The 20604-nt window shown below is 25.6% G+C and carries 21 protein-coding genes, 1 pseudogene and 1 other annotated feature; of the genes and pseudogenes, 1 reads left to right on the top strand and 21 read right to left on the bottom strand.

The features are described 5' to 3' along the window. Positions 1 to 40 precede the first annotated feature (40 nt). The 18 genes from EXC62_RS04070 to EXC62_RS03990 form a co-directional block, all read right to left on the bottom strand. The gene (locus tag EXC62_RS04070; RefSeq protein ID WP_035375726.1) at positions 41 to 469 is read right to left on the bottom strand and encodes a flavodoxin domain-containing protein; all 429 of its coding nucleotides are present in this window, start codon (positions 467 to 469) and stop codon (positions 41 to 43) included. A gap of 54 nt (positions 470 to 523) precedes the next feature. After that, positions 524 to 1084: a DUF6796 family protein gene (locus tag EXC62_RS04065; protein ID WP_026390494.1), complete on the bottom strand. Its 561-nt coding sequence runs from the start codon at positions 1082 to 1084 to the stop codon at positions 524 to 526. A gap of 9 nt (positions 1085 to 1093) precedes the next feature. Then, the gene (locus EXC62_RS04060; protein WP_026390495.1) at positions 1094 to 1735 is read right to left on the bottom strand and encodes a 2,3-bisphosphoglycerate-dependent phosphoglycerate mutase; all 642 of its coding nucleotides are present in this window, start codon (positions 1733 to 1735) and stop codon (positions 1094 to 1096) included. Positions 1736 to 2007: 272 nt separating this feature from the next. After that, entirely contained in the window at positions 2008 to 3327 is a 1320-nt protein-coding gene (locus EXC62_RS04055; protein WP_026390496.1) for a C1 family peptidase, read from the bottom strand. A gap of 118 nt (positions 3328 to 3445) precedes the next feature. Beyond that, entirely contained in the window at positions 3446 to 3895 is a 450-nt protein-coding gene (locus EXC62_RS04050) for a GNAT family N-acetyltransferase (RefSeq protein WP_026390497.1), read from the bottom strand. A 57-nt stretch (positions 3896 to 3952) separates the two neighbouring features. Continuing rightward, the gene (locus tag EXC62_RS04045) at positions 3953 to 6157 is read right to left on the bottom strand and encodes an ABC transporter ATP-binding protein/permease (protein WP_162140204.1); all 2205 of its coding nucleotides are present in this window, start codon (positions 6155 to 6157) and stop codon (positions 3953 to 3955) included. 140 nt (positions 6158 to 6297) lie between these two features. Then, positions 6298 to 6474, bottom strand: coding sequence for a hypothetical protein (locus EXC62_RS08840; RefSeq protein WP_156907461.1), 177 nt, complete (start codon positions 6472 to 6474; stop codon positions 6298 to 6300). Then, the gene (locus tag EXC62_RS04040) at positions 6468 to 7088 is read right to left on the bottom strand and encodes a hypothetical protein (protein ID WP_026390499.1); all 621 of its coding nucleotides are present in this window, start codon (positions 7086 to 7088) and stop codon (positions 6468 to 6470) included. The genes EXC62_RS08840 and EXC62_RS04040 overlap by 7 nt, the downstream gene beginning before the upstream one ends. Before the next feature lie 304 nt (positions 7089 to 7392). Continuing rightward, a complete protein-coding gene (locus EXC62_RS04035) occupies positions 7393 to 8595 on the bottom strand; it encodes a GTP-binding protein (protein WP_026390500.1) in 1203 nt (400 codons plus the stop codon). 76 nt (positions 8596 to 8671) lie between these two features. Then, positions 8672 to 9406: an amino acid ABC transporter ATP-binding protein gene (locus tag EXC62_RS04030; RefSeq protein WP_162140209.1), complete on the bottom strand. Its 735-nt coding sequence runs from the start codon at positions 9404 to 9406 to the stop codon at positions 8672 to 8674. 1 nt (position 9407) lies between these two features. Beyond that, positions 9408 to 10085 (bottom strand): amino acid ABC transporter permease, encoded by a 678-nt coding sequence (locus tag EXC62_RS04025; RefSeq protein ID WP_026390501.1) that lies wholly within the window; start codon positions 10083 to 10085, stop codon positions 9408 to 9410. A 2-nt stretch (positions 10086 to 10087) separates the two neighbouring features. Then, positions 10088 to 10891, bottom strand: coding sequence for a transporter substrate-binding domain-containing protein (locus EXC62_RS04020; protein WP_026390502.1), 804 nt, complete (start codon positions 10889 to 10891; stop codon positions 10088 to 10090). 57 nt (positions 10892 to 10948) lie between these two features. Continuing rightward, positions 10949 to 11169 (bottom strand) — a binding site (T-box leader). 70 nt (positions 11170 to 11239) lie between these two features. Beyond that, positions 11240 to 11713 carry a Cys-tRNA(Pro) deacylase gene (gene ybaK, locus EXC62_RS04015; RefSeq protein ID WP_026390503.1) on the bottom strand — a complete coding sequence of 158 codons (474 nt, stop codon included), beginning with the start codon at positions 11711 to 11713 and terminating at the stop codon, positions 11240 to 11242. A 7-nt stretch (positions 11714 to 11720) separates the two neighbouring features. Beyond that, entirely contained in the window at positions 11721 to 12152 is a 432-nt protein-coding gene (locus tag EXC62_RS04010) for a hypothetical protein (RefSeq protein WP_026390504.1), read from the bottom strand. Further along, positions 12136 to 12465: a hypothetical protein gene (locus EXC62_RS04005; RefSeq protein WP_026390505.1), complete on the bottom strand. Its 330-nt coding sequence runs from the start codon at positions 12463 to 12465 to the stop codon at positions 12136 to 12138. Before EXC62_RS04005 ends, EXC62_RS04010 begins: the two co-directional genes overlap by 17 nt. After that, positions 12465 to 12935: an NUDIX hydrolase gene (locus EXC62_RS04000; RefSeq protein ID WP_026390506.1), complete on the bottom strand. Its 471-nt coding sequence runs from the start codon at positions 12933 to 12935 to the stop codon at positions 12465 to 12467. Before EXC62_RS04000 ends, EXC62_RS04005 begins: the two co-directional genes overlap by 1 nt. A gap of 102 nt (positions 12936 to 13037) precedes the next feature. Next, positions 13038 to 13661: a nitroreductase family protein gene (locus EXC62_RS03995; RefSeq protein ID WP_026390507.1), complete on the bottom strand. Its 624-nt coding sequence runs from the start codon at positions 13659 to 13661 to the stop codon at positions 13038 to 13040. A gap of 120 nt (positions 13662 to 13781) precedes the next feature. Next, positions 13782 to 15185, bottom strand: a complete 1404-nt coding sequence (locus EXC62_RS03990; RefSeq protein WP_026390508.1) for a DEAD/DEAH box helicase — start codon at positions 15183 to 15185, stop codon at positions 13782 to 13784. A gap of 227 nt (positions 15186 to 15412) precedes the next feature. Between EXC62_RS03990 and EXC62_RS03985 the strand changes: the two are divergent. Beyond that, positions 15413 to 15997: pseudogene (locus EXC62_RS03985) on the top strand (HAD-IA family hydrolase); the annotation flags it as partial. 40 nt (positions 15998 to 16037) lie between these two features. Here the strand turns inward: EXC62_RS03985 and EXC62_RS03980 are convergent. Genes EXC62_RS03980 through EXC62_RS03970 form a run of 3 tightly spaced genes read right to left on the bottom strand, consistent with a single transcriptional unit; the run spans position 16038 to position 20602 of the window. Then, the gene (locus EXC62_RS03980) at positions 16038 to 17879 is read right to left on the bottom strand and encodes an ABC transporter ATP-binding protein (protein ID WP_026390509.1); all 1842 of its coding nucleotides are present in this window, start codon (positions 17877 to 17879) and stop codon (positions 16038 to 16040) included. After that, complete coding sequence (locus EXC62_RS03975) at positions 17863 to 19851, bottom strand: ATP-binding cassette domain-containing protein (RefSeq protein WP_026390510.1); 1989 nt, start codon at positions 19849 to 19851, stop codon at positions 17863 to 17865. Before EXC62_RS03975 ends, EXC62_RS03980 begins: the two co-directional genes overlap by 17 nt. After that, positions 19835 to 20602 (bottom strand): hypothetical protein, encoded by a 768-nt coding sequence (locus EXC62_RS03970; RefSeq protein ID WP_129747494.1) that lies wholly within the window; start codon positions 20600 to 20602, stop codon positions 19835 to 19837. Before EXC62_RS03970 ends, EXC62_RS03975 begins: the two co-directional genes overlap by 17 nt. Positions 20603 to 20604: the final 2 nt, after the last annotated feature.

Raw genomic sequence — 20604 nt, 5'->3', positions numbered from 1 at the left:
TAATCTTGTCTTTTATTATACTATTAAAAAAAAGAAAATGCTATAAAGCATTAATCTTATCAATAAACATATTCAAATTTTCTTCTTTAAGCCATGAGTTATCAGTATACTTTTTAAATGGTTGTTTGCCACCAAATGATTCAATAATAATCGCATTTTCTAATAATTCATCCGGAACAGATTTCTTAATTGCATCACTAAATGTTTCATCTAGCATATTGCATGCATAAATAGCGAGTTTTTTATTTAGAAGTTCGTTTTTATTTTTCTTTAAAAACTTTCTAGTTTTAGAATACATTCTACTAAATCTAATTCCACTTCCAATAATGATTAAATCATATTCTTCAATTACATTTTTATTAACTTTTTCAATTTTTTCTAATTTACAATTACTTAATTTTTGATTTATTATTTCTGCACATTCTTTAGCTGCATCTGTTTTTGTTTGATAGACAATTAAAGTTTTCATATGAATACCCCCATTTACTACATTATAACAAAAAACCCGTTAAAAAAACGGATTTTATGAATAAATATTAATAATTATCATTAGTGACATTATTGAAAGAGAAATACCTTGTGTTATTAACAATATATTATTTAAAAATGATTTTTTAACATATTTTTTAATCAAATATGCAATAGCAATTAAAACAATTGGTGTAAATAACAATAAATAATAAGGTAATCTTAAATAATCCATAAATCTTCCATATATAATCATTAGCGATGTTACTACAAACAATAAAACATTTCCAATAATTACAGGATATTTGAAACTATCTAAACTCTTATTAACTTCTATGTTAACATTTGTCTTATCAATAATATTAATTATGTATCCTAAAAAAGTTCCAAAAACGCCAAATAAACTTATATATAAAAACAATTGACCAAAGTCACTATTTTTAAATGATAATTGATTTGACATTCCATTTAAACCTAAATAACAAAGTGGAAATCCAATAAAGTAAAGAATGCTTGAAACTTTAAAACGATAATTCTTTTTTGTTTCTAAAATAATACTAGCAATTATAATTAATAATCCACCAACAATCCCCATTATTCCATAAGTAAAGCACATATATTCTACCTACTTTAAATAATCATATGAAATAACATTAAGGTTATCATCAAGTTTAAAAACTAAAGGTTTGCCTGTAGGAATTTCAAAATCGATTATTTCACTATCACTAAGTTTAAGTAAATATTTTGATAATGCTCTTAAACTGTTTCCATGAGCAACAATCAACAACTTCTTATGATTTTTCAAATCTTTTTCAATTGTTTCGTGAAAGTATTTAACTACTCTTTCATATGTATCTTTAAGACTCTCACCGTTTGGTTCAGAAAGATTTGGCTTTTCTGCCTCAGGTGGTCTAACATCATATGATCTTCTCCACGTTTTAACTGTTTCTTCACCAAATTTTATGGTAGCTTCTTGCTTATTTTGACCTTGCAAACCACCATAGTGGCGTTCATTTAAGTTCTTAGATTCAATAATTGGAATGCTTTCATTTAAAACATTAAGGATAATGTTTAGTGTATGTCTAGCTCTTTTAAGCATTGAAACGTAAGCAATATCAAACTTATAATTATTGCTAACTAATTTTTCACCTGCTTCTCTTGCTTCCAAAACACCTTTTTCTGTCAAATCAACATCAACCCAACCTGTAAATCTATTTTCTAAATTCCAGAGAGATTGTCCATGTCTTACAACTACTAATTCAACCATATGTTTACCTATATATTCAAGTAATCTATTAAATTTAACTTAAAATATATTTTCCTTTCTTTTACTATATAAATTTAATTCTTTTCTTTATTTAATTATACCATGTTTGGTTTTATCATTTTAAACTTTAAATATAGACAAAAAATTTTTTTATTATTATATAAAAAGAGTACCTTTTATCTATTAAGAACTGAAAATTCTTACATGCTAGGTACTCTTGTTTATAAGTTTAAAGTTCTACTCTTATAATAATCATTATCTTTATTGCTTAATTATTTTGCAAGTGAACCCATTGGATCCCAAGGTTTTAAAACAGTTGGTTTTTCATTCCAAGCTTTTATTTGTTCTTTTGTTAAATACTTTTTGTTAATTATTGATTGATAAACAAATTTATCAAACCATGAATCGCTAGCAACATAGTAACCTTTATTTCCATTTTCACTACCCCAGCTATTTTCAATTTTAAATCGTTTACTTATATTATTATCAAGATGAACACCTGTAATTACCATAGCATGATTCATTGCTCCTTGACTATATAATAATTGATCCTCTTTAGATATTTCTAAACTCATTTCAAGTAATGTTTCATAATCAAAAGTATTATCATCCCAAACACCTTTTTTTCTATCTCCATAACGTGCAACGTCTGAACCAAACCAAACAACCTCATTATTTAATAATTGCTTAATAGTTAATTCTTTCAATTCATTAATATCTAAATTCAAATACTTAATTTCTCTACCACCAATAACATTTCCTAAATATGGAACAGTATATGTTTTCATATATGGTTTATCAAATGTTGGTGCGTGGATAACTGATATATAATCACCCAAAATATCTCCAACATGTTTATGATAGAATTCTAAAGGTGTTAAATCTTTAATAATATGATATCCTTCATCGTTTTGATATTCAAAATCAAATTTTTGTGGTGGAAGACCAAAACATGAAACTAAGAATGTATATAACTCTTCAATTACTTGACTCTTTAATTCATCAATTTTTTTGCCTTCTTTATGCAATAATCTTGCATCTGCTGCATATTTTCTTAACTTAACATTGATAATACTATTCATAAATCTTGTGTTTGAACTAGAAGTAGTCTCTGGCATTACCTCTTTAGGTACTACACCATATTTTTCAATTAAACTAACAAACATATCCCATTGACCACCATCTTGAATACCAGTTTTTAAAATATGTTGTAGAGTTCTATCATCATAATGAACATCTAGGAAATCATCAATTGATTCAATGAAATAGTTAATCTTTTCAAATTTATCCCAAAATGCTGTATAATTTTGTGAAAACTCAAAACTCTTCAAATTATACTTTTTAGCAAGTTCTTCTCTTAAAACATTTAAACCTGCAAATATCCAACATCTGCCACTTTGTTTTTGGTTTGCAACCGGCAATGTCTTTATTTCATTTGAAAAATAAAATTGCATATTTTGTTCTTCTTCTTGTTTAGTAAAGATATTTTGTAAATCATTACTATATAATACTCTTCTTAAAGCTAGTTGTGTTTTTTTAGCATTAAGTTTTTCATTTAATTCATCAATTCTTGTTAATTTGATTTCTTTCATTGTAATTCCTCCATGCAACAATCTTTTTAATTTATCTTATTATAGTCCTATAGACTATACTTGTCAAATCTATATTTTAATTACATAATAAAAAAGAAAAAGGACTTTTTATCCTTCTCTATCTTTCAATAATATATTTCATAACAACTTCATTATACTCATTAGTCTTATCAAACTTAAAACCTAATCGTTCATATAATCTCATAGCAATTTCATTTCCAACAACATAATCAATATAAACTTTTTCATAGATAGTTTTATCATTAATATATTCTAAAGCTATTTCTAACGCTCTTTTTCCATACCCCATACCTTGATATTCTTTATCAATCATTATTCTCCAAATTGTTATTTCTTTTTCTTCATCCTCTGTATAAAACATAATAAAACCAATAATTTCTTCATCATTATAAATAGCAAACGGAAAAACATCGTTATTATTTCTATATACGTAACAATCTGCAAGTGATTTTACATTTGGTGCAACATATTTCTTTTGATCATCATTAACTTCTAATTTTATTACTCTTTCATAATTGTCTTCAGTAATCTCTTTTATCTCTATCATTTCACTATCACTTTTTTTTATAATACTTTATGTTCCTTATTATAAACATTTTTCTTTTCACCTATTATAAAGTACATCAACTGTAGTAAACCTTTTAAGTTTATTACTAGTTTTTAATATGATTAATAAACTTATTAATATACATATAGTAACTACACATATCACTGCCAAAAGATTATAGTTTATCCAAAAAATTAGTGAAATACTTTCTTTAATTAAAAAAAGATTAAAAAAATGGATTTCAATGCTTGAAATAATAACTGCTATTAAAAATGCAGGGACAATTATTATAGCTAAATCATATATAAATATTTTGAAAATTTGTTTAAGTGATACATGTATTGTTTGTAATATTCCAATTTCTTTTTTTCTCCCATACATATTTGTTGAAATTACATTTAACAATAAAAATAATGATATTATAAGAAACAATCCACTTACTACATACATAATATACGAAATGATTTTTATACTTGAAATTGTTGACTCAATTCTTGTACTAATAAAAGTGTTATGATATAAACCTTCTTTTGAAAGTTTTGATATAGTATTTTTATCATATTCTTCTATAAATATACCTCTCATAAAATTGTTAATCATTTTTCTGTTATCAAATCTATTCTTAAAACTATCAAAAACACTTGAATCAAAATAAACATCATAATTGCTTGTTCTAGTAATTCCAGTTATAACAAACTTAGTCTTTTCATAATCATCAAAATTTTTTTGTCTGTATGATTTATTAAAAAACTCAAATGTTATCTCTCTACCAATTAGGCCTGCTAACTCTGAACTATCGCTTACTAAATTTTCAAGTGCATATTTTTCACTAATTATGATTTCATTATTCTTATTAGTAGTACTACCAAGATTTAAATCTATCTCTAATGTTTTTTTTCCTATATAAATACTAGTTTCTTTTTCTCCCTTTAAAATATTTGCAGTAAAAAACTTTGAATTTACGTTATCTATTAATTCAAAAGTGCTTAAATTCATATAGATTTGTTTTCTATGAAACAAGTCATACTCATATTGATACTCTTGATTGGGTATTTTCTTTGATTGCTCGATATATTCTACATTTAATTTATGATTATTTAAAATTACTTCTTTACCTAAAATCTCATCATAACTTATATAATTAGAATTTTCAATAATCTTATCTGCTATATAGTCATTAATAACAACACTATTATTCTCAATTATATTTCCATTGTAAGTATCTGAAATAATTATTGTAGTAAGAATCTCATTATATGTAATATCTTCAAATCCAAGATCTATATAGCCTCTAGATGGTTTATAAAACATTTTAGATTTATATTTTTTGTTGTATGACTCAGTTTTATTTAGAGGTATAGAACGTAACTCATGCATTCCTTCAACAACTCTATCCACTTCCAGATAATATAAATTAGGTTTATCAACTGAAGCAAAAGTTCTATATGTTGATATATCATTTGAATTAAAAGATATACTCATACTTAATATAAGTGTTGATAACGTAAGTATGAATAGTACTAGCGTAGTAATATACTTACTTTTTTGTTTTTTAATCGATTTTTTAGAAAACTTAAATGCATCAGAACTTTTTAGTTTGAATTCTTCATTATTCTTCTCTACTCTTACTAAATTATTACTTTTAATATCATTGCTTATTATATTACCATCTTCTAAAATAAGTTTTTGATCATACAAATCTTCCCATAGATTTTCTTCATGGCTAACTATTAATACTAATCTATCTTCAGAAAGTTTTTTCAATATTTTAGCAACAGCTCTTTTATTTTCTTTATCTAAATTGGCTGTTGGTTCATCACAATACAGTATGCTAAAATCTAATAGTATTGCTCTTGCAATAGCAACTCTTTGCTTTTGTCCACCAGATAGTTGATTTATTTTACTTTCTGAAAATTTTTCCATATTAACTTTTTTTAATGCCTCATAAACTAAATCACTATCATTAATATTTTTCAGCCCCAGAATAATTTCCATATTTTCATAAACAGAAAAATCGTCAAATAACTGAAAATCTTGAAAAATAAAACTACCTTTTCTATCATTTAATTCAGGATAAATTTCCCCATTAGTTGGTGAATCAATACCAGCTATTATATTTAAAAGTGTTGTCTTTCCAGAACCCGATTCACCACTAATTAAGACTAAACCACTATTTATTATTTCAAAACTAATATTTTTGAGTGCTTTAATCTCTTTTGGTTCATTTTCAAAGAATACTTTGCTTATATTATTAATATTCATGTTTCATCCTCCAAAATACCCTTTTTTGATTTTAATACATTCACTAAATTCAAACATAATCCTAATTGTATTTCCACCTTGAAAAGTAATTTACACCTTATATATAGTAGATATTCTACAAACTTTACATTATATAAATACTATTTTTTTTGAAATTTACCTAATCCGTAATCGTAATCAAATTTTATGCTTCTTGACCCATTATAGTCAACATTCTTCCACCAATGATCTTTAAAAATTGTTCCTGAATAGTCAATTTTTATGTAAGTATTTGCAAATGAAATATTAGAGTAATTATCTACTTCATATGTTAACATCCCTTTTTGTTTGTAATTCCCTCTATATGGTGCTTTATCAGTTCTATCATTCTTATAGTAATTCTCAAAAAAGAAGTTTTTTCAACTTCATTACTACCTTTGGTAGTAGAGATTAGTCTAATTTCAGGAACAAAATCGCTTTCACTATAGCTAGCAACTGAATGCATATATCCAGAAGATGCTCCAGATTCTACACTCCAACTAATCGTTTTACCTTTTACATAATTATCTTCATTTGGATAATGTGAATTAACTACTACTCCCGGAATATTAGAACTAACTACTATATTCATTTCCTTATTTACAAACCTCTTAATTGCACTTGAAGTTTTATTTGATTCAATCTCTGCTTCCCATAAAACTAAAATAATCATCGAATTTTCAGGAGTCCTTGTCACATATACTGCACTCCATAAATTTATCTTTCCATAATTATTGTCATCAGTATCCAAATTCAAATATCCTGCTTGTGCATCATGATGATATATCATATTTGATATAGTAAATCCTTTAGTCCCAGCGGTTCCAGAGCTAGCATGAGTTTTAGTTATTGGTATTAGCGTTGCTACTCCAATAGTAATAAAGATTAATATCAATTTTTTTATTCTTTTCATATACTTTATCCCTACATATTAAATTATATAGAATATCTACTTAAATTAAGTATAACATTTAATATGTATTTTGTAAAGTTTAATTCAATACTACCTTTAATAATAGGAATAGTCTATACTATTATAGCAATTGAGACATTTAATGATTTTATATCGTTTCAACGTATAAGCTTTTTTTTCTTTATTTGAAAACTCTTCTTTAATACACTATTTTCTAAGCGACTATAAAAAAACTGAACCCTTGATTTTCAAATTTAGCATTCAGTTTATTACAATGAAAACTTTTTTGTTTCAAACTATTATTTTATTTCTTAAAAGCTTTCCAAATTTCTTCAAACTCATTATCAGTAAGTAAAGCTTCATCAAGTGATTCTCTTACTTTCTCTTCATCCATATTATGACCAATAACAACAAGTTCAGTTAATCGATCACCATACTCCTTATCCCAAATAGTACTAAGACTTGGTGTATTTTTAAGATATTCATCTTGTTGTTCCTTTGGAAGATTAGCAACCCAACTACCAAAAATATCAAACTTCAAACTTTTTCCAGCTTGTGACAAAATATAAGATGATTGATTATCTGATTCTAACCAAATAATTCCTTTACTTCTGACAATATTCACTGGTAACTCTTGATAAAATTTTGATAATCTATCTGCGCTAAATGGAATTCTTTTACGATATACAAATGATGTAATTCCATATTCGGCTGCATGGTCATGATCATGGTGATGTACTTCACCACTTAATTCTTTTACCCAACCAATGTTATTTAAAACATCTTGTAAATTAAAAAGATTTTTATTAATTATTTCTTTATAATCAAACTTCGTATATTCTGTTTCAATAATTGTAGCATATGGTTGAATTTTTTTAATATATGATTTAATTACTTCTAAATCTTCTTTATCAACTAAATCAACTTTATTTAAAACAATAATATTACAAAACTCAATTTGTTCAACAAGAAGTCCTGCAAGTTCTCTTTGTTCTTCTTCATCTTCATGATGGTCATGATCGTGGTGATGTTCATGTTCGCTATGTTCTAAATCATGGCCTAAACCAAATTCTGTTTTTAATCTGTATGCATCAACTACAGTAATCATTGAATCAATAAAAGCTTTTTCTTGTAATAATTTACCATCTTTAGTCTCACCATAGTAAATTGTTTGAGCAACTGGAATTGGTTCAGTCATTCCACTGCTTTCAATAATAATATAATCATATTTTTTTGAATTGATTAAATCATCTAAACTAGTTAATAAATCACTTTGGAGTGTACAACAAATACACCCGTTTGATAACTCTACTAAATTATCATTAACCTTAGTTACTGATGTTCCATTTTCAACTAATTTCGAATCTATATTAAACTCTGCTAAATCATTAACTATAACTGCAACTTTCAAACCATCTTGGTTATTTAAAATATTGTTTAATAGTGTTGTTTTACCCGCACCTAAATAACCATTAAGAATAGTTACTGGCATCTTTTTATTTGACATATTATATCCTCCTGAAGATATTCTTCACACTAAAATAATATTATCACTTAAAATCTTCATTTGCAAGTGGTTCGCATCATTTTAAATCATAAGTAATATTGTCTAAAAAGCGTTTAGTTCGCTCATTCTTTGGATTATTGAATATATCATTCGAGCTTCCTCGTTCAACAAGTCTACCCTCATCAATGACTAATATTTCATCTGCAAAGCTTTTAGCAAAATTCATTTCATGTGTAACAATAATCATTGTCATACCATCATTTGCTAATTCTCTCATAACAAGTAATACTTCTTTAATCATCTCAGGATCTAAGGCACTTGTTGGTTCATCAAACAATATCACATCAGGATTCATGCAAAGTGCACGTGCGATTGCAATTCTTTGTTTTTGGCCTCCTGATAATTGATTTGGATAACTATATGCCTTATCAGTAAGACCAACTCTGTCTAAGTACTGCATTGATGTATTAATTGCGTCAATTCTAGTTTTCTTTAAAACATCGATTTGTGCAATATTTAAATTTTCAAGAACAGTTAAGTGCGGAAAAAGATTAAAATTTTGGAAAACCATTGTAACTTTCATTCTATGATTACTTAAGTTAAAATCCTTTGAAGTAATATCTTCATTATTATATAAAACTTGTCCTGATGTCGGTTTTTCAAGTAAATTAAGTAATCTTAATACTGTTGACTTTCCAGATCCTGAAGGTCCAATAATAACAGTAACTCCGGAATTAATTTCAATTGATAAATCATCTATCGCAATAATACTATTTTTAAAAACCTTAGTAACATTCTTTAATTCAAACAATTTATTTTTCATCATGTTTTCTAAGTTTCCTTTCAATAATAGTCATAAGTTTTGAAGTTGATAATGTTAAAACTAAATAAAGTACTGCAACAACAATATAAACTTCTTTTGTTCTATATGTTTCAGATTTAATTATTTGTGCTGAATACATAAGTTCCGCAACACCAAGATACATGAAAATAGATGTTTCTTTAATCATTGTAATAAATTCATTTCCAAGTGATGGTATTATATTTTTAATCGCTTGAGGAAGAATAATCTTTCTCATTACTAAACCATCTTTCATTCCTAGTGATAATGCTGCCTCACTTTGCCCTTTATCAACTGATAGTACTCCACCTCTAAATATTTCAGATACATAAGCACTAGAATTAATTAATAGTGCTAACATCCCTGGTATAAAACTTGACATATCAATACCAAAAATGATTGTTACTGGAATTTTAAAAAACGAGTATATTAGTAAAACTTGTACTAAAAGAGGTGTTCCTCTAATTATTTCAACATAAACTTTACCAATAAAATTTAATACTTTATTATTTGAAATTCTCATTAAAGTTATTAAAAAACCAAACAAACTACCTAATACAACAGCTAAAAGTGCTAATACTAAAGTTAGTACTAGCCCTTCTAATAATGTCTCTATATAATACCAATCAAATATAAATGAAAAATCCATAACTAATTATTTTCTGCAATTGCATTTGCAACAATTTCATTTATCTTACCACTTGAAATTAATTCATCAATAAGACCATTTATACTATCTAATAATTCTTTGTTGCCTTTTGCAACAGCAACTGCACTACCTTCTTCTGGATTTCCAATTTTAATGTCTTGTATCTTTAAATTCGGATATTTACTTACAAATGATAATGCAACTGGATTCTCTACAATTCCTACCATCACTGATTTATCATTTAATTGCATCATTAAATCTGTAACTGCTTGCACATATTGTTTAGTAGCTAGCGCTAAAAATTCTTCTGCAAGATCTTGTTGTACAGATCCAAGTTGAGCACCAACTTTAGTACTTTTATTATTTATTTTTTCTAGTGAATCATATTTCACACTATTATCTTTGTGAACTACTATTGCATGATTTGCTTCATAATAAATTTTCGAAAAATCGACAATTAATGCACGTTCTTCAGTAGGATTCATTCCTGCCATAACAAAATCAACTTTCCCACTCTCTAAATCTGCAAGTAAATAGTCAAAAATTTTATTAACAACTTTTAAGTTCTTACCTTGTTTTTTAGCTATTTCTTTTGCTATCTCAATATCAATACCCACTAATGTATTTTTACCATCAACTCTTTTTGGATACTCATATGGTGGATAATCTGCACTAGTTCCCATAGTTATAAACTCTGTAAAACTCTCATCAATAATGAATGTATAAACATTCTTTGGTGTTTTATTACATGCTTGTAAAACTACAACAGTAATTAAAACTAATACTCCTATAATACTTTTTTTCATTTTTTGTTCTCCTTTTTTTATTTATCTAGGAAACAAAAAAGTCCCTAGACATAATTGTCTAAGGACGTAAATTTATACGCGGTACCACCTTAGTTCCAGTAATGAAAAACTGGCTACTTTAAATCGCTAACGCCGACATACGTTTAAACCTGATAGTAACTACTATTTCGATTTAACAGCTCCCAAGCACGTTCATGAATATTCTTCTCTGATTTTCACCAACCATCAGTTCTCTAAACAAGTTTTTCTTCATTACTACTCTTGTTCATTGCTTTATGACAAACATTATACATAAAACTTTTTTGATTTGCAAGTATAAAATTTTATTATTATTATTTTCCCGTTTTATTAATCTTTGACTATATCTTGGACTTTAAAATCAAAAAGATCTTTAACATCGTTAAAATTAAACTCTATTTGATAACCAACTTTTCCACCACTTGTCATAATAGCACTATAATCAAGTGCTGTTGTATGAAAAAATGTCTCAAAATTTTTCTTCATACCAAAAGGACTACACCCACCATGTACATAACCAGTAAGGGGTAATAATTCTTTTTGTTTTATCATATCAATTTCTTTTTCATTTAAAAGTCTTGCTGCTTTTTTTAAATCTAATTCCATATTTACAGGAATAACAAAAACATAATTTTTCTTTGATTTTGCAACAGTAACAAGTGTTTTAAAAACTCTATTTACATCTTCACCAAGTCTTGTTGCAACATCAACACCACTAACTGCATCAGTGTTACTATAATCATTAACTTTATATTGAATTTTTTTAGAGTCTAATATTCTCATTGCATTTGTTTTCAATTTAATTTCATCCCTACTCTACTGGAATTTGTATTTCCACTACTTTATAATTACCATCTTTTGAAATACTATACTTTTCAACCTTAACTGGTAATCTATCAAACTTCTCAGCAATTTCAATTGGCTTAATATTTAAACTACCATTCAGTATTTTTCTTTCTATCTCTTGATACATCAAAAAAACTTCTGTACTATCAACTAATTCAGTATAATAGTTACCTGAATTCAGCACGTATTCGTCAGTACCCACTGCATCTATATTTCCAATAAAATAACTAAACCCATCTTTTCTATTATGAACTGATACTCCAAAGAAGCTTTCTAAATCTTTATTATTACTTATAAATAAATCGATACTTTTTTTAACTTCTCCATTAAATGCATCTTCATATGTTCCAGTCCACATAAATCCCTTTATTATAAACTCATTATTTTCTTTTATCATTTTTTCTTTTTACAGGAACTTTAAGTTCCGGTAATATCCTCTCTATAACATTATATGTTAATATTTTATCATCAATATCTAAAACATAATGTTCTCTTGCTCCATTATATGGAAAACCAGTATCTGCATTTATCATTAATTCTTTAATAACATCAAGTTTTTTCACAAATACTGTATCATCACAAACTAATAATGTTGGTTTATCATCGATATAAACCATATAATCACCAAACATTTTTCGATATCTTATTTGATTATCTAAGCCCCTTAATGATTCTAAAACGTGTTCTATATATTCATATGTTGACGCCATTATTTTCTCCTTGTTATAAAGTGTTTAACGTTATTACTTATATTCTTCAAATTATCTTTAAAAAATTCTGGATATGCCTTATATTTAGAATATTCATCCAAACTAATCCATACCATTTTTTCTTGTGCTCCATCCATTCCATGACTTACACTATTAAAAATTCTTGTTCCGTTGTTTTTCATTAAAAAATAAAAACTAATCTCATGTGCAGGCATATTGTTATGATAAAAGAAATTCTCATGAACAAAAGCTAATTTATCAATCTCATATTGAGTTCCTGTTTCTTCATAAACTTCACGGATACATGCATCTTCTAATGTTTCTCCAATATGAATTGCTCCTCCAACAGAGTAGTAATAATCATCTACATTGTTCTTAACCATTAAAACCTCATTATTATCAATAATAATCCCACATGCTCTAACTCTAAACCAATCTTGATCATTCTTTATAAATGCATCTCTTTCCATAAATTACCTCCATCATCTTGTCGTTGCTATTTTTCTTTTAAGTGAAACAAACATTGAAACATCCTTTTTATATATTTAATATTCAAATCGCATTAATAAAACTTACCATCTATCAAAATGAATTTTATCTTCAAAATTAACTTTTACTTGCTCGATATTTTCATTATCGTCTTTATGCCCAATCGCAATATAACAAGGAATTACATAATCCTTTGGTATTTCTAATACTTCATTTAAATACTCTATTTCATTTTTAAAGGGAATTCTAAGTGCGTATCCAAGATTTTCATTAGTTGTAGCTAAAAAAATATTCTCAATTGAACACCACATAGATGCAAACCCATTTAAATCACTTAATGATTTAGGTTCTAATATATTCTTTTTATTCTTAAATAGTGGAATTAATAAAACATTAGCATCACATAGCATACTATACTGTTTTGGAATTGAATCTTGATACATTTTAATTTGTACTTCATCTTTTAATTTCCATGAATTCATTATAAACTCAACTCTTTTAGGTGACTGTGTTTTAGGAATCTTTTTTATAACTTCTTTAATTCTTTCCTTATCCTTTATAACAATAAACTCTATTTCTCTTAAGTGATTATTACTTGGTGCTTTTATACCAGCATCAATAATTCGTTTAATTTGTTCCATACTAACATCAATATCTTTAAAACTTCTTACAGTATGTCTTCTATCTATAACATCATTAAACTCCATATTCTACATCCCCTTTTAATATTTAGTATATCACAAATATTGAAACACTATTCTTGCAAATTAGTTTATTAAAAACGACTAAGTAAAAAAGTATGCATCAATAAAGATACATACCAATCATTATTCAGCCTTTGAAACTATTCTTAATCTTCCTTTTATTGTTTTATCTTGAAGAACATTATATACATGTTCTCCCTTACCATTCATAATCTCAACAAAAGTTGAAATATCAAGAATAGTAATAACCCCAATATCATCTACATTTACTCCTTCAATAGAACAAAGAGTTCCAACAATATCAGATGCTCTCATCTTAGTTTTTTTACCTGCATTAATATGAATTTTCATAATATCCTTATTCAATGCTTCATCTCTTTTAGATTTTTCAATTGGTTTATTTAATATATATTCTTGCTGTTCCTTTTTTGTTGTTACAAATTCTTCTATTTCATAATCAATTTCATTCATTTTCTTTTCAAAACTACTAATTTCTTCTTCACTCAAAATAGCAAGAGTTAAACCTTTTTTACCCATTCTACCCGTTCTACCAACACGATGAATGTATGTTTTTAAATCCTTAGGAATTTGATAATTAATAACATATTCAATTTCACTAACATCAATTCCTCTTGCAGCAACATCTGTTGCAACTAAGTATCTTATTTTACCTTCTTTAAAATCTGTAATTGCTTTTGTTCTTACACGTTGATCTAGGTCACCATGTAATCTTTTAATAAGCATTCTCTCATTACTTAAAAATTCATAAACTTCTTCAACTTTATCTTTTGTATTACAAAAAATAATCGCTGATTTTACTTGTTCTCTATTAATAAAGTTAAACAATTCAGAAGTCTTATTTTTATTAACTTTCAAATATTTTTGTTTTTCTTTTATAATATTTGAACTTACTTCCTCTTCTATATAAACAGGATCTTTTATATATTTATTAATCGTATCTAATATTTTCTTATCAAGTGTTGCAGACAATAAAATAACTTGCTTAACTTTTAAATGCTTGAATATATCATCAATTTGTTCGATAAACCCCATTCTAAGCATTTCATCAGCTTCATCAATAACAAGATACTCTACATCACTCAAATTAATAGTTCTACTCTCTAAATGATCTAAAACTCTTCCTGGTGTTCCAACAACTACGTGTTGTCTTTGTCTTAATTGTTTTTCTTGTCCTTCAAATGCTGTTTTGCCATATATTGGAATTATTTTAATTCTTTTTAATCTTCCAATATTAAACATTTCTTCTTTAATCTGCATAGCTAGTTCTCTAGTTGGGGATAAAACTAAAACTTGTGGATATCTATTTTCCCACACTATCTTTTCTATCAAAGGTATCGCAAATGATGCTGTCTTTCCACTACCTGTTCTTGATTTAACAACAAGATTATTTCCTTTTAAAATCTCAGGTATAACTTTATTTTGTATATCAGTAGGCATTTTATAACCTAATAAATCAAGTGCCTCTTTTATTTCATTACTTATCATAAAATCATTAAATCTATTCATATTATCAACTTCCTAGTTAGTTTTAATTTTATTAATTAAACTATCATAAATAATTATAACATATTAGATATCTTAACCTTTAATAAAGATGAATCGATATTTATGTTATAATTATTAAAAGTTAATGTGAAAGGATTTAAAATAATGTATAAATACTTACTTTTTGATTTAGACCATACTCTTCTTGATTTTAATACTACCGAAGCTATAAGTCTAAAAAACTTTTTACTAATAATAATCTTGTTATTAATGATGTAACAATATCGAAATATAAAGAGATTAATAGTAAACTTTGGCGCGATTTAGAAAATAATCTTATTACAAGAAGAGCTTTACTTGATACACGCTTTGAAATATTTTTCAAACATTTCAATATAGAAGTTAATGGTGTTGAATTAGAAAATGAATATCGGAGTTATTTAAACAATGGATCAGAAATCATTAAAGATGCCGATAACATTCTTAAGTATTTAAAAGATAAAGGTTATCATATTTATGCAGCAACTAATGGTTCATATGAAACACAAGTAAAAAGACTTAACGATTCAAATTTATTACCTTATTTTGATGCTTTATTTATATCAGAATTCATCGGTCATGAAAAACCTAGCAAAGACTTCTTTACTCATTGCCTTAAACATCTACCAACAACAAATATAAAAGAAATATTAATGATTGGTGATAACAAAGTAACTGATATTAATGGAGCAAATAATGTTGGTATTGACACATGTTACTTTAATAATCTAAATTCATATGATAATGCTACTTATTCAATTAAAGAATTAAAGGAACTACTTAACATACTATAAATAAAAAGATAACCATTAAAAGTTATCTTTTTATTTACCTTTATTTTCTTCTTGCAAGTTTAGTATTTGTTACTAGTAATCTATTAGTTAAATAGATTATTGAGAAGATTAATATATCAAGTAATATAACAATACCTACTATAGATAGATAAGCATTAAAATCTATACTATTTTTTGAATTTTGTATATAGTTATATAACATATTAACTAATAGTAGATTCAATATTAGAGTTATAATAAATTTAAATTCTTTCTTTACAAATACAATAAAGAAATCCTTTAACATTATTATTTTACTTGTTCTAATAAAATGTCTTAAATATATCTCATTTATATAGTTCAAATATACTGTTGTAGCATAAATAATTGAGAAAATAATTATAAAAATAATTAGAATACTTTCTATCGTATCATAAGTACTTACTATTTCATTTTTTCTAGTTTCAAATCTTAAACTTAATTCCTCATATGGATTACTATATGTAATACTATTTATAATTAATTTGGCAGTATCTTCTTTTATGCTTTCACTATAGATTGCTTTTGTGCTTCTACTATCAAGATAACTCTTTTTAAAATCTATTTCATTATAATAAAATTTATCATCCAAGGAATTCGCAACCACTAAATGCTTTCCAAAAACCTTGCCTATTTCATATCTTTCAGGTGCTACAATTTCAATATACTCGCTATTTTCTTTTGGATAATCACCTTTGATTTCAATCTCATTATTTAGCATATGAAATTTGTGATTAAAACTAGTATTATAATTATCTTTTAGTTCCATATCATTAAATAAAACAACTTTATCTGGTAAGTTCAAGACATCTTTTACGATGTAATATTTACCCCCAAATTCAACTTTTTTTCCAATAAATTGTCTTATATTTTCAATATTAAATACTCTGAAATTTGAATTAACAACAACTTTATCTGAAACAATAATTTCATTAGCTTTTAGTTTTATATTTTTATCTGCTATACTTGATGGAATAGCATTTATTTCTAAGTTTACTCTATGATTAAATTCTTTATATATAAGATCAGTACTATTATAATCAAATATTTTGTCATACATCTCAACTATTCTGTGACTTACATTATCTAGTTTGTATATTTTAGGACTATTATAATTCAAGTTTTCAAAATTTTTTATACTATTCTCTGTATTCTTTTTTAGTACTAATGTAAATGCTAATAAAACTGAGAATATTCCTATTAAAACTAACTTACTATTCTTTTTTAAAAATGATGTTCTTGTTTTAACTTTAGTTGTTTCTTTATTACTTTTAATTTCATTAGGACTTTCAAAAACTTTAACTGTAACTTGATATGAAGCGTTACTCTTAACTTCCTTATATCCTTCAAACTTATGTTCTTCATGTATAGCAACAATAACTAACCTACTCATAGCATTTTCTTCAATTAATTCTTTTACTATTCCTCTATTTAATTTATCTAATTCTGCAAATGGTTCATCAATTATACATACATCACTATCAATTAAGAATGTTAATAGAATTGAAAATCTTTGTTCTTGTCCGCTTGATAAATTTTTAACACGTTTATTTTTACATTCACTGATTTTAAGTCTTTCAAATAAATTATTAACTTCTAATTCATTATATCTTTGTTTTTTTAAGTTTAGTACATATTTAACATTATCTATAAGACTTAAATCTCTAAGAATTACTTTTTTAATTGTACTATATGTTATAGTTTTATTTTGTATTTTTTCATTCAAAATGTTTAATATCGTACTCTTTCCACTACCTGATTTACCAATTACTTCTATTATTCCTTTTTCTATTACATCTATCTCAATATTTTCGAATAAAACTCTTTCTTTAATTTTCTTCTGCAGTTTAATTGTTTGACTCATTAGTTTCCCTCCTAAACTCGAAAATATTTATTGTTAGAAGAACAATAATTGGTAATATGTAATAAATAGTGTTAATCTTCGAGTATTTTATAAAAGAAAAAATATTATCATTCATTAAGAATATTGAAAGTGCAATCTCTAAAATAACTATTGAAATAATACAACTAAACATTCTTTCAAAGGCATTTATAATTACTTTTTCTTTTCTATAAAGAAAATCTGATACATATTTATCAAAGCTAGTCTTATAGAATATTACTCTTTGCATTATAAAGACAAGTACAGTAAAACTGAAAGCAACAATAAGCATAAGAATTAACTCTTGAACCCGTTTTTCACTTAATGTATTGATAATCATTTCATCACTTATTAAATAATTATAAAAAATTAAATCTTCATCAACCAATAATTTCTTTAAATCTTTAAAAGAACCGTATCCATTAAGTAATAAAATTTTGATATCTTTATTTAAGTCTTTAAAAACCATATTATATACTTCTTTGCTTATTACATATGAATCAGTTTCATTTTCATCAATTATTTGCACCTTAACATCAATATTAGTATATTCAGCATCATAAAAAAACACTCTTTTATCATTTAAATCCAAAATAGCATCTTCTTTAACATTAGCAACTAAGCTAAAACCTTCTAAATTAAAGTCTACACTTAGGTTTCTACTATTTGTTACTGATATCCCCATCATATTTAGATTATTATGTATAATAAAATTTTTAAATGCTATTTTTTCTCTCATATCTTCATTAATAAATACGTAGTTTAATTTAGTTATACCAACAACTTCTACATCTTCAATACCTTCAAAAGTTATTTTATCCCTAATCTTATATTTAGTTGAAATAGGAAGAACAATTTCTTTCTCATTTTCTGGTACCCTTCCATCAATAAATAAATCCTTGGCTTTAATATCTTTAAACGAATATACAAAATATTCATTTAACTCTTTAAGTGCATCTTTAGTTACAATCGATGTTTTATTAAAATCCTTATAATATCTTATATGACTTTTAACAGTTTTGTTATCCATTAGTTTTTCAATATATGTATCAACATTTCCACTCTTAACATATATAACACTATCATCAACTATTCTAACTTTCGGATTAGCAAAATAACTAACAACAAATAAAATAGAGAAAAAAATTAAAAAAGTAGCAAGAAAAGCCATAAGATATTTTTTAAACTGAAACTTTACTTTAGAAACTAACTTATTATTAGTACTAGTGATACTATCTTTATTAACAAACGGGTCGATTGTTTTATTATCTTCTGATATATTTTTATTTTTTACTATTTCAATTTTATTATCTATAATATTCATGTAGTAATCACAGTATTGATCAATTTCATACTCTTTATTGGTTGCCATAATTACTATCATGTTTTTTGATATTTTCTTTAAATATGATAACATCTTAGAGGCATTTTCTATGTCAGATGTTGCTGTTGGTTCATCAACTAATAAGATATTTTTAGAGCACATCGCTGAAAATAAAAATAATGCTCTTTGTGTTTCTCCTGATGATAAATACTTGATTTTTTTATTAGGTATATCAAAGTATTCGATAGAAGAATTAAAAAAACTATCATTAAACTCAATATTCTTCAACTCTAGTAGGAAGCATATATTTTCTTTAACACTTTTATTTAGATCAAAAATATTCTTACTTGTCATATAATGAATGTTTTCATTTTTAGTTTTTTTAAACTCTTCTATACTTTGGGAGGTTATATTTAAACCATTTAAATATATAATGCCTTGGTCTATCTCTATGTCGTTATTCAAAATTTTAAGTAATGTAGATTTACCACTTCCACTTACACCTTTTAATCCATAAAATCCATTTTTATCGATTTTGAATGATAATCCCGAAAAAACTTCGCTCACGACATCATTATCAGTATAGTGCTTTTGCACATCTATAAATTCTATTTTATTTACTTTCTTCATTTAATATTTGCTCCAATAATCCCCTAAAATTTCCAACATAAGACATAATATTCTTAGTGTAAGAATATTCTTCTCCATTATATTCCAATACAAACTCCATATTATATATAACACTTGCTGCAGGGTATGCTATACCAACATCCTCAGTATGTACAGTAATTGTTGGTAAATACCCTGAAATTGTGTTTTGCTCACCATAAGTAGTAGAAATTATCTTTTCTGTTGTTATTATATCTTTTATGTCTACTTCATCTATTTTTTCAATCATATAAGTAATCGGATTTTCAACTTCATTATAGACTAAATACTTTGAAAATAATTTAAATATATCATGATCTATTTCTTCATATCTTGCTTTTACTACTGCAAATCTTACTGGCTTATAGTTGATTATTTCTTCATTATTCACTTTAAACTTCATATTTTCTATAACAATTGAATTACTTACTTCACTAAGTTTACTTTTAACTTGATACAAATAATATTTCTTGTATTCATCAATAAGTTTAAAACCTTCTAATTCAAGTTTCGCTTCACTATTAGTAGAAAAATTAATTTCAATTAAATCAATTTCTTTAATCTCTTTTTGTACTATGATTGGTATATATATATCATCAATTGCAGTAGCAGTCTTTTCCACATATCTATGATAATAGAAATTCTTCTCTCCATTTATTTCAATTCTTTTTTTGCATGCAGTTAATGCAAATAAAGAAAAAAACGTCAAAAACATTATAATTATTTTTCTCATCA

The organism is Haploplasma axanthum (assembly GCF_900660745.1).
Classification (GTDB): domain Bacteria; phylum Bacillota_I; class Bacilli_A; order Acholeplasmatales; family Acholeplasmataceae; genus Haploplasma; species Haploplasma axanthum.
The sequence above is the reverse complement of the archived record's forward strand: the minus strand, read 5'-3'. Positions and strand labels throughout refer to the sequence as shown.

Excerpts from the sequence above, each read along its gene's own strand:
- EXC62_RS04055 (WP_026390496.1), bottom strand. The coding sequence starts at position 3,327 with ATGAAAGAAATCAAATTAACAAGAATTGATGAATTAAATGAAAAACTT.
- EXC62_RS04035 (WP_026390500.1), bottom strand. The coding sequence starts at position 8,595 with ATGTCAAATAAAAAGATGCCAGTAACTATTCTTAATGGTTATTTAGGT.
- EXC62_RS03995 (WP_026390507.1), bottom strand. The coding sequence starts at position 13,661 with ATGGAGTTTAATGATGTTATAGATAGAAGACATACTGTAAGAAGTTTT.
- EXC62_RS03980 (WP_026390509.1), bottom strand. The coding sequence starts at position 17,879 with ATGAGTCAAACAATTAAACTGCAGAAGAAAATTAAAGAAAGAGTTTTA.
- EXC62_RS04045 (WP_162140204.1), bottom strand. The coding sequence starts at position 6,157 with ATGAATATTAATAATATAAGCAAAGTATTCTTTGAAAATGAACCAAAA.
- EXC62_RS04020 (WP_026390502.1), bottom strand. The coding sequence starts at position 10,891 with ATGAAAAAAAGTATTATAGGAGTATTAGTTTTAATTACTGTTGTAGTT.
- EXC62_RS04070 (WP_035375726.1), bottom strand. The coding sequence starts at position 469 with ATGAAAACTTTAATTGTCTATCAAACAAAAACAGATGCAGCTAAAGAA.
- EXC62_RS03970 (WP_129747494.1), bottom strand. The coding sequence starts at position 20,602 with ATGAGAAAAATAATTATAATGTTTTTGACGTTTTTTTCTTTATTTGCA.
- EXC62_RS04040 (WP_026390499.1), bottom strand. The coding sequence starts at position 7,088 with ATGAAAAGAATAAAAAAATTGATATTAATCTTTATTACTATTGGAGTA.
- EXC62_RS04010 (WP_026390504.1), bottom strand. The coding sequence starts at position 12,152 with ATGATAAAAGAAAATAATGAGTTTATAATAAAGGGATTTATGTGGACT.
- EXC62_RS04065 (WP_026390494.1), bottom strand. The coding sequence starts at position 1,084 with ATGTGCTTTACTTATGGAATAATGGGGATTGTTGGTGGATTATTAATT.
- EXC62_RS04025 (WP_026390501.1), bottom strand. The coding sequence starts at position 10,085 with ATGGATTTTTCATTTATATTTGATTGGTATTATATAGAGACATTATTA.
- EXC62_RS03990 (WP_026390508.1), bottom strand. The coding sequence starts at position 15,185 with ATGAATAGATTTAATGATTTTATGATAAGTAATGAAATAAAAGAGGCA.
- EXC62_RS04060 (WP_026390495.1), bottom strand. The coding sequence starts at position 1,735 with ATGGTTGAATTAGTAGTTGTAAGACATGGACAATCTCTCTGGAATTTA.
- EXC62_RS08840 (WP_156907461.1), bottom strand. The coding sequence starts at position 6,474 with ATGTTAACATATGAAGTAGATAATTACTCTAATATTTCATTTGCAAAT.
- EXC62_RS04000 (WP_026390506.1), bottom strand. The coding sequence starts at position 12,935 with ATGGAAAGAGATGCATTTATAAAGAATGATCAAGATTGGTTTAGAGTT.
- EXC62_RS04005 (WP_026390505.1), bottom strand. The coding sequence starts at position 12,465 with ATGGCGTCAACATATGAATATATAGAACACGTTTTAGAATCATTAAGG.
- EXC62_RS04050 (WP_026390497.1), bottom strand. The coding sequence starts at position 3,895 with ATGATAGAGATAAAAGAGATTACTGAAGACAATTATGAAAGAGTAATA.
- EXC62_RS03975 (WP_026390510.1), bottom strand. The coding sequence starts at position 19,851 with ATGAAGAAAGTAAATAAAATAGAATTTATAGATGTGCAAAAGCACTAT.